The organism is Sulfuritalea hydrogenivorans sk43H, assembly GCF_000828635.1.
GTDB classification, from domain to species: domain Bacteria; phylum Pseudomonadota; class Gammaproteobacteria; order Burkholderiales; family Rhodocyclaceae; genus Sulfuritalea; species Sulfuritalea hydrogenivorans.
Genome location: NZ_AP012547.1, coordinates 872,693 through 887,721, shown reverse-complemented (window position 1 = coordinate 887,721; position 15,029 = coordinate 872,693). Strand labels below are relative to the sequence as shown.

At 62.6% G+C, this 15,029-nt stretch carries 12 protein-coding genes; 7 read left to right on the top strand and 5 right to left on the bottom strand.

All coding sequences use genetic code 11. The features are described from left to right. Window positions 1-1,229: 1,229 nt before the first annotated feature. Both SUTH_RS18270 and SUTH_RS04350 read right to left on the bottom strand, forming a co-directional pair. Complete coding sequence (locus SUTH_RS18270) at window positions 1,230-4,418, bottom strand: two-partner secretion domain-containing protein (RefSeq protein WP_171817309.1); 3,189 nt, start codon at window positions 4,416-4,418, stop codon at window positions 1,230-1,232. Between the two features lie 61 nt (window positions 4,419-4,479). Then, entirely contained in the window at window positions 4,480-6,099 is a 1,620-nt protein-coding gene (locus SUTH_RS04350) for a ShlB/FhaC/HecB family hemolysin secretion/activation protein (RefSeq protein ID WP_052473218.1), read from the bottom strand. 247 nt (window positions 6,100-6,346) lie between these two features. Here SUTH_RS04350 and trxB point away from each other — a divergent pair, with 247 nt between their 5' ends. Both trxB and SUTH_RS04340 read left to right on the top strand, forming a co-directional pair. Then, entirely contained in the window at window positions 6,347-7,297 is a 951-nt protein-coding gene (gene trxB, locus SUTH_RS04345) for a thioredoxin-disulfide reductase (RefSeq protein WP_041097374.1), read from the top strand. 44 nt (window positions 7,298-7,341) lie between these two features. Further along, on the top strand, window positions 7,342-7,890 hold the full coding sequence (locus SUTH_RS04340; protein ID WP_052473216.1) for a Smr/MutS family protein: 549 nt from the start codon (window positions 7,342-7,344) through the stop codon (window positions 7,888-7,890). Window positions 7,891-7,995: 105 nt separating this feature from the next. On the opposite strand, the gene SUTH_RS04335 is transcribed toward SUTH_RS04340, so the two are convergent. From SUTH_RS04335 to ppa, 3 genes are all read right to left on the bottom strand, one after another. Beyond that, the gene (locus SUTH_RS04335) at window positions 7,996-8,334 is read right to left on the bottom strand and encodes a P-II family nitrogen regulator (protein WP_041097372.1); all 339 of its coding nucleotides are present in this window, start codon (window positions 8,332-8,334) and stop codon (window positions 7,996-7,998) included. A gap of 17 nt (window positions 8,335-8,351) precedes the next feature. Beyond that, window positions 8,352-9,974 carry an NAD+ synthase gene (locus SUTH_RS04330; RefSeq protein ID WP_041097370.1) on the bottom strand — a complete coding sequence of 541 codons (1,623 nt, stop codon included), beginning with the start codon at window positions 9,972-9,974 and terminating at the stop codon, window positions 8,352-8,354. A 114-nt stretch (window positions 9,975-10,088) separates the two neighbouring features. Next, on the bottom strand, window positions 10,089-10,637 hold the full coding sequence (ppa, locus tag SUTH_RS04325; RefSeq protein ID WP_041097368.1) for an inorganic diphosphatase: 549 nt from the start codon (window positions 10,635-10,637) through the stop codon (window positions 10,089-10,091). Between the two features lie 169 nt (window positions 10,638-10,806). Between ppa and hemP the strand changes: the two genes are divergently transcribed. From hemP to SUTH_RS04300, 5 genes are all read left to right on the top strand, one after another. After that, window positions 10,807-10,989, top strand: coding sequence for a hemin uptake protein HemP (gene hemP, locus SUTH_RS04320; protein ID WP_041101654.1), 183 nt, complete (start codon window positions 10,807-10,809; stop codon window positions 10,987-10,989). A 133-nt stretch (window positions 10,990-11,122) separates the two neighbouring features. Then, window positions 11,123-11,674, top strand: coding sequence for an iron transporter (locus SUTH_RS04315; RefSeq protein WP_041097366.1), 552 nt, complete (start codon window positions 11,123-11,125; stop codon window positions 11,672-11,674). Between the two features lie 2 nt (window positions 11,675-11,676). Next, the gene (locus SUTH_RS04310) at window positions 11,677-13,092 is read left to right on the top strand and encodes a carbohydrate porin (protein ID WP_041097364.1); all 1,416 of its coding nucleotides are present in this window, start codon (window positions 11,677-11,679) and stop codon (window positions 13,090-13,092) included. Window positions 13,093-13,094: 2 nt separating this feature from the next. Then, window positions 13,095-13,451 carry a cupredoxin domain-containing protein gene (locus tag SUTH_RS04305; protein ID WP_041097362.1) on the top strand — a complete coding sequence of 119 codons (357 nt, stop codon included), beginning with the start codon at window positions 13,095-13,097 and terminating at the stop codon, window positions 13,449-13,451. Between the two features lie 5 nt (window positions 13,452-13,456). Further along, a complete protein-coding gene (locus tag SUTH_RS04300) occupies window positions 13,457-14,953 on the top strand; it encodes a 4Fe-4S binding protein (protein ID WP_052473213.1) in 1,497 nt (498 codons plus the stop codon). Window positions 14,954-15,029: the final 76 nt, after the last annotated feature.

The following is a 15,029-nucleotide window of genomic DNA, read 5'->3' as shown; positions in this document are numbered from 1 at the left end:
TACTCAAGGACACATCACCCGAGCCAGCATCGATGTTCAGCGGCCCACCCGCGATTACCGCCGCGAGATTGAGATTCCCGCCGGAAGCGAAATCCATTCCGTTTCCGGATGCCTCCACCACCGTATAGCCCGCCGTCTGTTTGTAGGCCAGCGCCCCGGGAGCAGTGAGATACAAATTGGTGACAGTGTTTCCGAGATTTTGCAAGGTGATCCCGCCCACCGTGGTGGTGGCTTTGAGTGTGCCGACATTCACGATGTCACCCGTCTGGGTAATTGCCCCGCTCGCCGTCAAGAAGACCTGTCCGCCACCACCGTTGATTCCGGACACCACCAGCGCCCCGGTCTTGTTGATGTAGGTCGAGGCGGAACTCAACTCCGAACTGCTCATCAGTGAAAGGGCATTCGCCCCGACATGGATCGGATTGACGCTGTCACCGATATTTCCATAGGCCCGGAACTTCACGTGGTCCGCCACGTTGATCAAGCCGGAACCGTTGTCCACGATTCGCCCTGACGTCGGCCCGCCGCCAAGATCGTAGCCGTTGTTGATGGTGAAGCCGCCACTTGCCCCGGTCAGTGTTGTGATCGTTCCTGCGACGGTGATATCCCCCGTGTGGGCCGGGTCTCCAATCACCAGGCCGCCAGTGGTGGTCGGCACATTCAGCGTTGCCTGCAACAGTTCAAGCTCACCGCCAACCGCCGCCGCACCGATCCGAATCGCCCTGCCCACGGTTCCCGAGGTCAGCGTCACCTGCCCGGAACCGCCGGTAACAGTACCGCCGACAAGGGTCATGCTGTCGCCCTTGAGCACGATGGGAGCAGTACTGACGCCACCGCCGTTGGTTATGGTTCCGCCAGCATTGTTCAGCGCGCCAGTACCGGCGCTCACAGTCACACCGGTCGTGCCGGAAATTATGCCAGTGTTGGCAATGCCGACGCCGCTGAGGCTCACCGTTGTACCGCCAACATCTCCCGCCGTCGTAAGCCCGCCGCCAGCGGTAATGCTCACCGCGCCGCTAGCAGCGATATCACCCGCTGCCGCCGTCCCTATGGTGCCGGACTCGTTGAACATCACCCCTCCGCCACCAGTAGTGGTGATGCCCGCGTTAACGACCAGATTGGTACCGGTAAGGCTAACGCCGGATACTCCACTGGTACTCACGGAGCCATTCAGCGTGGTGGTGCCGGTGCCTGCGCTCTGGGTCAGACTTGCCGCAGCTACCGTGCCGTTAAAGCTCGTGCCACCGGATTGCGTGATGGTGATCGTGCCCAGCGGCACCGCGCCGACCGCGCCGCCGATCGTCGCCACGCCCGTGGTGTTGATCGTCAGGTTCTCCGCGCCCGCGCCCGCGTTGCCAGTGATGCTGCCGGTGTTGATGGTGGTCGCCCCGCCCGTGCCCAGCGTCAGGCTCTTGCCGTCGGCCAGCGTCGCCGCGCCCAGTGTGATGGTGTTCGATCCAGCGTTGAGCGTGGCGTTGTCCGTCACCGCTACCGTCGTCGTGCCCAGGTCCATCGCCGTGTTGGTGGTGTTGATCGCGCCCGCGATGTTCTTCGCCCCCGCCGTCGCCACCAGCCCTCCGGTAAAGGTGGTGCTGTCCGTGTTCTGGTCGCCCAGCGTCGTCGTGCCCGTGTTGTTGAAGGTCGTCGCTCCCGCGATGCTGTTGCTCGCGCCCGACCAGCGAAATATTCTGCGTCGTTGCCGAAACAGTCAATGCATTCACCGTTACGTTGTTGGCGAGGTTGATCGTGCTGCCGTTGGCTCCATCCAGTGTCAGCGTTTGAGCCCCGCCATCGCTTATGATCCCCGAGAATATAGTGGTACCGCCGTTGGCCGCCGTAAATGTCGCGTTCTTGTTCAACGTCACCGAGCCCGAGAACGTCGAACTATTTGCGGTACTCCCGCCAATTGTCGCCGTGCCGCTGCTGCCCGCTTGAACGGTGACATCACGTCCAACCGTAAAGGCGCCGCCAATCAACAACGCTGCGTTCGCACTACCGGCCGTGTCTCCCAATAGCACCGCACTGGTCGCATTACCCAACGCGCCAGCCGACCCAGAAGGCGCAGCGGCCCCGACAACCAATGTTCCTGCGCTCACCGTGGTTATCCCGGTGTAGGTATTCGCGCCTGAAAGCGTCACCGTGCCCGCCGTGGTCTTGTTCAGTGCAATGCCGCTGCCGGCCAGGATCGCGCTCACCGAACCAGACTGCATCTCAAAGCTGCCGGTGCTCGTCAGTGCCGAGGTACCGGTGCCTGTGATGCTGCCCCCGTTTGCCACGGTCACCGTGCCTACGGAGTCGCTATGGTTGAGGCCAAGCGCCAATATTGCGGACGCGCCATCTACCGTCACTCCGCCAGTGGCAATCACGTCAGCCGCGCCGTAGGCCAATGTGCCCGCGCTCACCGTAGTTAAGCCCGTGTAGCTGTTGGCCCCACCCAGGACCAGTGTGCCCGCGCCTTCCTTGCTCAGTTTGTAGGCACTGCCACCATCGCCAATGATCCCGCTCAGCGTCAGCGTGCCGCCACCGCCGACTGTCGTCGCCGCCGCCAGCGTCACCGCGCCGTCGTAGCGCGCTCCGGCTCCCGTGCCGGTCAGCGCTCCCACGCCTCCCGCGCCCGTGCCCTGCACCGTCATCCCCGCCAGCGTGTTGAGCGTGATGTTGTTGATGTCCAGCGTGCCTCCATTGACCACCACCGACGATGCCGTGTTCAGCGCCGCTGCGTCGCTTACGCTCAGCGTCCCCGCCGTTACGTTGGTCGTGCCCGTGTAGGTGTTGATCTGCGATAGGGTCAGCGTCCCGCCACCTGTTTTGGTCAGACCACCAGAGCCGGCAAATACCCCAGACTGCGAAGCCGCGCCGGAATTGTTGAGCGTCAGCAAGCCGGCACCTGTATCGATGCCTCCCAACGACATCGTGGCCGAATTCATGGTCAGGGCGCCACCTGCGGTAGTGATGGCAAATCCGGTAGAGAAGATGTTGTTGGTCGCCGTGATCAATACCGTTTTGCCCGCCGCCGAACCAAAGCCGACGTTGGCATTGAAGATCACATCGTGGTTGGCTTGAAGAGTGTAATTCGTATCCCCTGCAAGGCTTGCCGCCAAAACGAAATAGTCATTGGGATTGGTCTGCGCAAAAAATGTCGTTGCATCCGCATCAGCGTTTGGCTCGAGCAGTGCTCCGTTACTCGGATCCTGACCGACATACAGATCATTTGGATCGAGCAGCAAAGAACCTGTCTTGCCTTTTGCGGCACCAGTAGCAACAGTTCCCGTAAAGCCCAAATTCTGCTTCCCGGATACCTCCACATTTCCGCCGTCGCCACTCTCTGCCCCGCCCCGAGCGTCAATCGAGCCGTGGAAAACCGTCGTGTCATCCGCCCAAACGACCACCTTGCCGCCATCGCCCTGCTCAATTGCATCAGCGCTGATTTTTGCCGTCCGGGCAACGTAGGTGCGTTGTGCGTTCTGCACGTCCGGATTTTTGCCCTGGAAGTCACCACCGACTAGAACAGTCCCGCCGCCAGTCTTGCCGGACGCATCAATGTCAGCGCCATCAAACAGACCGACGCGATCGCCCAGCACTTCGATTCGGCCGCCAGAACCAGCCTCATTGCGCGCCGACACCTTGCCCGACACCAGCGTGTCGCCCACCGCCTTGAAAACGACGCGACCCGTTTCATCAAGCGCCGCGGTGTTGGCACTGGCTATACCGGAATGCCGGATGGCACCTGCATATATGCCGATGTTGCGACCCACCAGCTGCCCGACATTGAGTGCCTGGTTGTCGGCCGCATTCACTTCCACCTGGATCGAGGGGCGCTGCAAATCGACCAGATTTGCGCTCTTGCCAGCAGCGAGAATCACATCGCCGTTGGGCGCCTGAATGATTCCGTGGTTTTCAATGGTTGGCGCAATGAGGGCGACCAGACCGCCGCTTGCGGTTCGGATCAATCCCTGATTGACAATGTTTCCGGCACCGGCCTGCTCGGTGAAATTGAGCCGGCCCGCCAGAAAGTCGGCGTTGGACAAGCCCAGCGACGACACGACAAATCCACCCACGTCGATTTGTGCATTCGGGCCAAAAGCGATGCCGTTCTGGTTGATCAGGAATACTCGTCCGTTGGATTGGAGAGCGCCCAGGATCACGCTTGGATCGCCGCTGGTGACGCGGTTCAGCACCTGGCTTGCAGCATTGGCCTGAATGAAACGGGTGATCTCGCCCTGCCCGATCGAGAATCCTTTCCAGTCGATTACCGTGCCGTTTGCATTGGTTACGGTAAGCGTATTGCCGGCGTTCTGGAATGTGGCGCTGCCCGCCACCACGGTTGGATCGAGGGGATTGGCGAGCACCAGCGAAGAGAAACCCGCCGCCAGGGCAACGGAAATCCGCTTCAGGGGCAGTTGCCGGATGTGCGCCAAGGCGCCAGAACAGCGTGGCCACCGCCGAGAGCGCCCCAGTGCCATGTTGATCGAGTCGGCCTTAGAAAACATAGGACACCGATCCGTGCAGGCGCGTGCCGCGGGATGTATGGGAGCTATCCACTACGCTGGCGTAATCGAGACGCGCTGTAATGTCTTTGCCCAGACTGGCCCGAACGCCGATCCCCATACTGGCAATCCCGGTGGAGTAGATCTCCGCTGGCGTCGGATGCACGCGTTTGACCCAGCCGAAATCATAGAAGCCAAGCACTCTGAGCTTAAGATTGTCCAAGAGACGAGCACCGAGTTCGGGCGAATAGAGTTCAAGGCTGCCGCGATGTCCCTTGTCGTTCGAGTGCTCGCGCTCCAGGAAGCCACGCACCGAATCGGCGCCGCCGATGCCGAACATCTCGCCTGTCACCAGGCTCTGGCGGGTATGCTGACCAGTGAGATTGGCGCGAAATGCCCAATCGCTTCCAAGCGCCTTTTGAAAATTCACCCCGTAGCGCCATAGTTGATACAGGGCATTGGCACCCGGCCGGGAGCCGACCTTCTGGAATTGCGAGTCATTGCCGTCGTTGCCGCCCGGCAGGTTTTGTATCAGGCTCACATAGCCTGAAAGCTCCGAGTCGGCCTTCCTCAGCGTGCTCTGCCAGGTAAGGCTGAGCGGATGCACCGTGACATCCGGTACCAGCTTGGTGCTGCCACCGACAATGGTTACGTTACTCTGATAGGCGCGCCAATCCCAGCCGAGAGCAAGCTTGTGTTCCCAATCGCCGCGCTTGGGAATCAACTGCGTGTAGCGCAGGCCGACGATGATGCCGCTGCCCGCGATGTTGAAGTTGCCGCCGACGGTATTGACCGTTCCGGAATTGACGTTGGAATAGCCGAGGAACATGCCGAGGGTACCCTTGCTCGAGTACAGCGGTGCCTGGTAGCCAAGGCCGTAGATCTTCACCTGTCGCGCTCTCAGCGGCGAGGTGATCGCCTGGAAGCTGACGACATGGTCGCTGTCGAACAAGTTGGCATGCTGCACCGCCGCTCCGATGCGGAACGGCCCGGTCTGAGCGTTGCCGGTGTTGTCGAACGTGACGGCATAGCGAATCGGTGGCTGATCGCTGGCCCGTACCGCGGCATCCACCTCGCCTTCATTTTCTCCTGCGCGCATCACCACGGTTGCCTGCTTCGCCGGGTTCTCGTTCAGCAGCCGCAGGTTGTCGACCATCTCGTCAAAATTGGGCGTCTTGCCGGACTCAAGGGCAACCAGCGAACGCTGATAGTTCTCGCTGCTGAAATGTCGATTGCCCTCGACCCGGATTTTCGCCAGCCGGTTTTCGACTACAAGAAAGTGAACCGTGCCGGACTCAAGCGTCTGCTCCGGAAGAATCACCTGTATGGCATTGAACCCCCTCGCGGCATAGGCTTTCTCGAGCGTTTCCAAAGCCTGCTGCACGGAGCCGAAATCGCGCCCGGATCCCGTGTAGGGTGCCAGCAGTTCATCGACGGTCGACTGCGGAATAAGCGTGTTGCCGTGAGCAACATAGTGGGTAATATCGAAGCGCAACGCCCCGCCTTCGGCCGCAGAGGGAGAGTTGCCGGCAGCTTCTGCTACCCGGGAAATTGGCTGTGCCGACTGAGCCCACACGAGGCCCGCCGGAATCAGGACGAAAAATACCGGCACCCACCCGCGACACCTTGTCGCAAAGGCTGAAAGAAGCAAAGTCGATATTCTTTGCGCAAGCCAGAACACAGCTTCCCCAAGAGTACTTGACAGTTAATCAGTCTAGCATGTTGCAAGATGCAAAATGCACCTAACTGATTGTGTCTGTGCAGTATTTGGCAATTCTTGAGTGATAGTCGCCGCTTAGAAGCCAGCTCTCCGGTCGAACTATATAATTAAACAATTAATCATTACAGGATTGCCCGCCATGAGCACCCGTCACGCCCGCCTTCTCATCCTTGGTTCCGGCCCCGCCGGCTACACCGCCGCCGTGTACGCGGCCCGCGCCAACCTGAAACCGGTATTGATTACCGGGATGGCTCAGGGTGGGCAGTTGATGACGACCACCGAGGTGGATAACTGGCCGGCCGACGCCGACGGCGTCCAAGGTCCCGATCTGATGGCGCGTTTTGAAAAGCACGCGGTGCGCTTCCAGACCGAGATAATTTTTGACCACATTCACACGGCCTTGCTCAAGGAAAAGCCGATCCGCCTGATCGGCGACGCAGGCAGCTACACCTGCGACGCGCTGATCATCGCGACGGGAGCCTCGGCGCAATATCTCGGCCTGCCGTCGGAGGAAGCATTCTCCGGCAAGGGCGTTTCCGCCTGCGCCACCTGCGACGGCTTCTTCTACAAGAACCAGGCGGTCGCGGTAGTCGGCGGTGGCAACACGGCGGTGGAGGAAGCCCTGTATCTCGCCAATATCGCCAGCCACGTCACGGTCGTCCATCGTCGCAACAAGTTCCGCGCCGAAAAGATCATGCAGGACAAGCTGTTCGAAAAGGAAAAAGCCGGCAAGGTCACCATCAAGTGGGACAGTACGCTGGACGAGGTACTTGGCGACAAGTCCGGCGTCACCGGCATGCGCATCAAGAGCGTCAAGACCGGCGCCACCGAAGACATAGCGCTCATGGGTGTCTTCATCGCCATCGGCCACAAGCCCAACACGGACCTGTTCGTCGGCCAACTCGACATGGAGGGCGGCTACATCGTCACCCAGAGCGGCCGCAGCGGTAACGCCACGGCGACCAACATTCCCGGGGTGTTCGCCGCCGGCGACGTGCAGGACCACATCTACAAACAAGCCGTGACCAGCGCCGCCACCGGATGTCAGGCGGCGCTCGATGCGGAGCGCTACCTCGACAGCCTGGAGTAATCCGGCGCAAATCGCGGCTTTCGAACCCGGCGCAGCCGCGAATCGTGCCCAAGCGCGTCACACCGTCACCGGAAGAACGCGCCGTATTTCAGGAGGCGGTGGCGGATGTGCAGCCACTGGCCTGGGATCGCGTCCACCACGAACCACCCCTGCCACCAGCCATTCCGCGCCAGCATTTGCGCGATGAGGCCGCCGTTCTGGGCGAGTCGCTGCACGGCCCGGCGCTGATCGACCTGTATCTGGAAGGCGGCGACGAAGCCGCCTGGCGCCGCGACAGCCTGCCGAAGGCCTGGCTGCGCGATCTGCGGCGCGGGCGCTGGGTAACCCAGAGCAAGCTCGATCTGCACGGCATGAACCGCGAGCAGGCGCGAATCGCGGTGGTCACGTTTCTGGCGGAATGCCGAAGTCATGGCTATCGCTGCGTGCGCATCGTGCACGGCAAGGGCCTGAGTTCGCCCGGCCGCGAGCCGGTGCTGAAGAAGCTGGTTTTGGGCTGGCTGACCCAGCGCAGCGAAGTGCTGGCCTTCTGCCAAGCGCGCGCCGCCGAGGGCGGCGCGGGCGCGGTGATCGTGTTACTCGCCGCCAAAAAATAATCGCGCAAAGCGCCTGACTTGGTCACCCCTTTCCGTGGAAAAGGGGCCGGGGGATAGGCTCACCAATTTGCTGCCAAGCAGCGATCTGGCCGGCCCGAAGGCCGGTCAGATCGCTGCTTCGTTGGCTTCACCGGTACGGATGCGCACGACCTGCTCCACCGGCGAAACGAAAATCTTGCCGTCGCCGATCTTGCCGGTGCGGGCCGCCTTGATGATGGCCTCGATGGCTGGCTCGACCGTCTCTTCGGCGACGACGATCTCGATCTTGATCTTGGGCAGGAAATCGACGACGTACTCTGCGCCGCGATACAGCTCGGTATGGCCCTTCTGGCGGCCGAAACCCTTGACCTCGGTAACGGTCAAGCCGGTCACGCCTACATCCGAAAGCGCTTCGCGAACTTCGTCGAGTTTGAACGGCTTGATGATGGCTTCGATCTTCTTCATGTCTGGCTTCCCCTGATTCAGTATTCGTCTGGATAGCGTGATGTTATCGGATAGCGCCAGTCCTTGCCGAAACCGCGCTGCGTGACGCGGATTCCGACCGGCGCCTGACGCCGCTTGTATTCGTTCTTCTTCAACATGCCGACCACCTTGCGCACGTCGGCTTCGTCGTAACCGGCAGCGATGATCTGGCGCGGGCTTTCGTCGCGCTCCATGTAGGCTTCGATGATCGCGTCGAGCACTTCATAGGGAGGCAGCGTGTCCTGGTCGGTCTGCCCCGGCTTCAGTTCCGCCGAGGGCGCACGCGTAATGATGTTCCGCGGAATCACGTCGGAAACCGCGTTGCGCCAGTTTGCCAACCGATAAACAAGGGTCTTCGCCACATCCTTGATGACCGCGAAGCCGCCGGCCATGTCGCCGTAAAGCGTGGCATAACCGACCGCCATTTCGCTCTTGTTGCCGGTGGTCAGCACGATGCGCCCGGTGCGGTTCGACAGCGCCATCAGCAGCATGCCGCGAATGCGCGCCTGCAGGTTTTCGTCCGTGGTGTCCCAGGCCGGCTTCGGTCCCAGTTGCGCGAAAGTCGGCGCCAGCAACACGGCGAATTGCTCCATCGCCGCGGCAATCGGGATTTCATCGTATTGCACACCCAGCCGACGTACCATCTCGCGCGAATCGTCGAGGCTCATCTGCGCGGTCCACGGCGACGGCATCATCACCGCGCGCACCTGGTCGGCGCCCAGCGCATCGACCGCAATGGCCAGCGTCAGCGCGGAATCGATGCCCCCCGAAAGGCCGATGATCGCGCCGGGAAAGCCGTTCTTGCCGAGGTAGTCGGCAACCCCCAGCTTGAGCGCCGCATAGAGCTCGGCCTCGCGCGAGGCCGGCTCCGCAATGCGGCCGGGCAGCAAATGCCCATCCGCATAGTCGATGAATTCGAGGGCCTCGACGAAGGCCGGCAGCTGGTGCGTCAGACGCCCCTGCCCGTCCATCGCGAACGAGGCGCCGTCGAACACCAGCTCGTCCTGGCCGCCGACCAGGTTGGCATAGATCACGGGTTTGCCGGTCCCGGCCACGCGGTCGCGCAATACCTCATAGCGGCGCGCCTGCTTGTTCATGTGGAAGGGCGACGCGTTGAGGGTAAGAATCAGTTCCGCCCCGCCGTGCGCGGCGGCCTCGGCTGCACCTGACTCCCATACATCGGCACAGATTGCCAGTCCGCAGCGCACACCCTTGAGTTCGATCACGCAGGGTTTGTGTCCCGGAGCAAAGTAGCGTTCTTCGTCGAAGACTTCGTAATTCGGCAGGCGATGCTTGCGATACGTCGCCACCACCTTGCCGCCGGCCACCAGAGAAGCGGCGTTGTAGCGATTATCTTCCAATTCTTCGGGATGGCCGATCACGATCGGCAGCGGCGCCGCCCGCGCAAGAAGTTCGAGTTGCGCGGTACAGGCGCGATAGAAATCCGGCCGCATCAGCAGGTCTTCAGCCGGGTAGCCGCTCAAGGCCAGTTCAGGCGTCAGCAACACGTCGGCACCGCCTTCGCGCGCGCGGCCGGCGAACTCGAGAATGCGGGCTGCATTGCCGGCCAGATCGCCGACGTGCGCGTTGAATTGGGCAATGGCTATGCGCAGGCGTGTCATGGCATCAACTATAGCGGATCAACAAGGCATCCCACCAGGGGATACCGTCCGCGGCACATGCCGCAGACATAATAATAAGCCCGCCTCACGGCGGGCCGCTTGATGCGACGAAACTCAGAACGCCGGCTTGTCCTTGGCGCTCTCAAAGGCGGCAACGCCATCCATGATTTCCTTCTTGGCCTCTTCGATGCCGACCCAGCCCTGTATCTTGACGAACTTGCCGGGCTCGAGATCCTTGTAGTGCTGGAAGAAATGCGATATCTGGTCCAGCATGATCTGCGGCAGGTCGCGCGGACCGGCGATATCGCGGTACATCGGCGTCAGCTTGTCCACCGGCACCGCCAGCAGTTTGGCGTCCTCTCCGGCTTCATCCGTCATCTTGAGCATGCCGATCGGACGGCAGCGCACCACCACGCCGGGCGGCAGGGCGAACTGCGAAAGCACCAGGACATCCACCGGATCGCCGTCGCCGGCAATCGTGTGCGGGATATAGCCATAGTTGCAGGGGTAATGCATCGCCGTGCACATGAAGCGATCGACGAATATCGCGCCGGACTCCTTGTCCACCTCGTATTTGATCGGCTCGGAGTGCATCGAAATCTCGATCACCACGTTGAAATCGTTCGGCAAATCCTTGCCGGAAGGAACGCGATCCAGGCCCATGGCTGGCTCCTATTTGCTAAAGGCTTGAATTATAGCGCTGCGAAGATTTCGCCTTCCTGACTGAACGCGAAGAACGGCCGGCTCCAGGAAGTGCAATTCCCCGTTGACAAAATGGTTCAGATCATTGAGAATCATTCTCATTACGTTTTGGATTGACCTGCAATTTGCCATGAAGAACGACCCTCAGCCCCCGACCACAAAGCCGGAAATGTCGCGCACGCCGGCCGTTATCCCGCGCCCCCTGGACAGCGTCGCCCTGCTCGGCACCAAAGGCGAAGTCGAGATCACCCATCAGGGCGAAACCTACCGCTTGCGCCGCACCCGGCAGGGCAAGCTGATCCTGACAAAATAGGTTCGAACAATCGCTCTGAACATCCTGTAGCAACCGAAACACAGGCAACGCAACTCGCGCAGCCTCAACAGCCAGCCAGCCAGATCATCGGCAAGCCAGCCAAAGACATGTCTTTATCCTTTGGAGGTTTGCCATGCTGTTTCCCCTGCGTTCCCTCGTCATCACCGCCCTCGCCGCGGCGTCCTTCTCCGCCGCCGCCCTTGAATACCCCATCGGCGTGCCGCAGAACGTCGCCGGCATGGAAGTCGCCGCGGTCTATCTGCAGGCCGTCGAAATGGAGCCGGAGGGCCACATGCGCAAGGCCTCCGAATCCGACATCCATCTCGAAGCCGACATCCACGCCCTTTCCAGCAATGCCAACGGCTTCGCCGAAGGCATGTGGATTCCGCACCTGCTGGTCAAGTACGAACTGACCAAGGCCGGCAGCAATGAAACAATCCGCGGCGACATGATGCCGATGGTCGCCAGCGACGGCCCGCACTATGGCGACAACGTCAAGTTGCGCGGCCCCGGCAAGTACAAGGTCAAGTTCATCATCTATCCGCCCAACGCCAAAGAGAACCCCCACGGCAATCATTTCGGCCGCCACACCGACCGCGCCACCGGCGTACGTCCGTGGTTCAAGCCGGTCGAGACCGAGTGGGAATTCACCTACGCCGGCATCGGCAAGAAGGGCGGGTACTGATCATGCGCAGAACGCTAATCGCCGCCCTGCTGGCGGCGGGGTTCGCGGCGCCCGTGCTGGCCGCCGACGATGCGGTGCTGGCCGAATTGAAACGGCTCGCGGCGCGCATCGAGATGCTGGAAAAACAGAACAAGGAGATGGAAAAGGCGCTGGATACCCAGCGCCTTTCCGAAAAAGAGCCGGAACTCGTTACGCGCCTCAAGGCCGTGGAATTCCAGACCCTGTCGATGCAGAAGCAGGCGCGCCAGATCGAATCGCTGGAAGGCATCACGGTCGGCGCCAGCCTGACCGGCGTGATGCAGAAGGTCGGCGCTGCGCACACGGCGAGTGGCGCCGATGAACCCCGCGCCAACTATCGCGGCGACATTTCGGTGACGCTGCCCGGCGGCGAAATGGGTGATACCGAAGGCAAGATCTTCGCCCACTTCCGCTTCGGCCAGGGCAGCGGCATCGGCCTGCGCCCAACCTACACCAGCGGCGCCAACACCACCGCCTTCCAGACCGCCGCCGGCAGCGACGATTCCTTCGGCATCCTGGCCCAGGCTTGGTATCAGCTCAAGATCCCCTTGCTGGATGGAGGAACGAAGGCCAATGCCCGCGAACACCTGCACCTCACAGCCGGCAAGATCGACCCCTTCGTCTTCTTCGACCAGAACGGCGCGGCCGATGACGAATCGGCGAAATTCATGAACAACGCCTTCGTGCATAACCCCCTGCTGGATTCCGGCGGCGACATCCGCGCCGATGCCTACGGCTTCGCGCCCGGCGTAATCGCGCAATACGTCAATGAAAAGCAGAAAGGTTCCGAGTGGAGCCTTTCGCTGGGCATGTTCGGCTCCGGCCCCGGCGCCAATTTCTCCGGCTCGCTGGCTATGCCCTTCGTCATCGCCCAGGCCGAGACCCACGCACGCTTCAATTATCTGCCGGGCACCTACCGCGCCTACCTGTGGCACAACGGCCGCGGCCGCGGCGCGACCTACGACCAGATCGAGCGCAAGCACGCCGGAATCGGCTTCTCCGCCGACCAGAAGGTCGCCGACGACATAACGCTGTTCGGCCGCTATGGCCACCAGCTGAAGGGTCAGGTGCGCTTCGACCGTGCGCTGACGCTCGGCGCCGAACTGGCCGGCAGCCCGTGGGGACGCGCCGCCGACAGCCTCGGCCTGGCGCTCGGCGCCTTGCGCACCAGCGCCAACTTCCGCCGCGACTCGCTGGCCATCGACGCCGATGCCGACGGCAACGCCGACTTCGGCTATCAGGCGAGCGGGTCGGAAAAGCAACTGGAGCTCTACTACCGCGTCAAGCTCAACAGCAAGGTTGAACTGACGCCCGACTTCCAGTTGATTCGCCAGCCCGGAGGCAACGCCGCCGCGCCGACGGTCAAGGTGTTCGGCCTGCGTGCCAAGGTGGGGTTCTGATCATGCCGGCGCCACTCTCGCACGGATTATTCGTCCTCGCGCTCTGGCTGGGTCTCGGCTGGGCGACGGGCGCCCATGCGCAGGCGGCGCCGGCCGCCCTGCCGACCTGGACCATCATCGTCAAGGACGGCGTGTTCACACCGAAGCGGCTCGAAGTACCGGCCGGGCAGCGCATCAAGCTCATCCTCAAGAACGAAGGTCCGGGGCCGCTGGAATTCGAGAACGCCGACCTGCACGTCGAGAAGATCCTCGCCGCCAAGGCCGAATCCTTCGTCGTCGTCAAGCTGCCGGCGGGCGAACACATGTTCGTCGACGAATTCAACATCGCCACCGGCGAGCTGCTGGTCATTGCCAAGTAGAAATAATGCAAACCGCGACCATCATCCTCCATCCGCGCCTGCCCCAACGCCGCACGCGACTGGCGCGACTCGGCGACTGGATGGCGCGGCACCGGCGCGCCATCCTCGCCGTGCAGTGGGTGATCGTGGTCTTCTATCTGGTACTGGTGGCCCTGCCCGCCTTCCTGCCGCATCCGCATCCGGAAGCGCGGCTGTTCTCCTCTGATTTCGGCGCCACCTCGGCGATCGATCGCAGCGTATGCACCACCGGCGCACTGAACCCGACCCCTACAGAAAAGGCCGCCTACCTCGCCTGCTGGCAGGACCGGCTGGTGCTGCTCGCGCAATACCTGTTCTGGGGCGTCTGGTGGCCCTTCGTGATCCTCTCCATCATGCTCATGGGCCGCGTCTGGTGCGGCGTGCTCTGCCCGGAAGGCGCGCTGGCCGAGTTCGCCAGCCGCCACGGGCGCGGCGGCGCCATCCCGAAATGGATGCGCTGGGGCGGCTGGCCGGTGGTGGCCTTCATCCTCACCACGGTCTATGGCCAGCTCGTCAGCGTCTATGACTACCCGCAGGCCGCGCTGCTGATCCTCGGCGGCTCCACCGTCGCCGCCGTCGGCGTCGGCTGGATGTATGGCAAGGGCAAACGCGTCTGGTGCCGCTACCTGTGCCCGGTCTCCGGTGTTTTCAGCCTGCTGGCGCGTATCGCGCCGGTGCATTTCCGCATCGACCGCGCGGCCTGGGACGCCCATCCACAACGCAGCGCCGCCGTCGATTGCGCGCCGCTGCTCGACGTCAAGCACATGAAGGGCGCCGGACAGTGCCACGCTTGCGGCCGCTGCAGCGGCCACCGCGATGCCGTGACGCTCGCCGTGCGCTCGCCCAATGCCGAGATTCTCGACGCCGGCGGCGACATGCCGCGCACCAACGAGGCCGTGCTACTGCTGTTCGGCATGCTCGGCGTCGCCATGGGCGCCTTCCAGTGGACCGTCAACCCGTGGTTCGTGCGAGGCAAACAGGCCGCTGCCGACTGGCTGGTGGCGCGCGATATCCTCTGGCCGCTGGGCGACAGCCCGGCCTGGTGGCTGCTCACGCGCTACCCCGAAGCCGGCGACGTGTTCACCTGGCTCGACGGTGCCGCGATCCTGATCTGGATTTCCATGTATGCGATTGTGCTGGGCGGCTTCGCCTGGCTGACGGTGCGCGCCGCCGCACATCTCGCCGGCGTCGACTGGCGTCGACTGGCGCTGGGCCTCGTGCCGCTGGCCGGCATCGGCCTCTTCCTCGGCTTGTCGATGATGAGCGCCACCCATCTGCGCGCCGAAGGCGTCCATCTGGGCTGGCTGACCCCGCTGCGCGCGGCGCTGCTTGTCATCGGCCTCGGCTGGTCGGCCTCGCTCGGCTGGCAACTGGTGAGAGTCGGCGCCAGCGGTACGGCGGCGCGCGGTATCGCCGGCCTGCTCTGGCTGCTTCCGCTGGCCGCAGTCGGCGCCAGCTGGTGGCTGACCTTCTTTGTCTGGTAAGGGAAATACGCATCACCCGCTGAACTTCCGCTTTTCCTGTCAGCCAGCCACCCATGGTTCCCCTGCGAACCAAAGG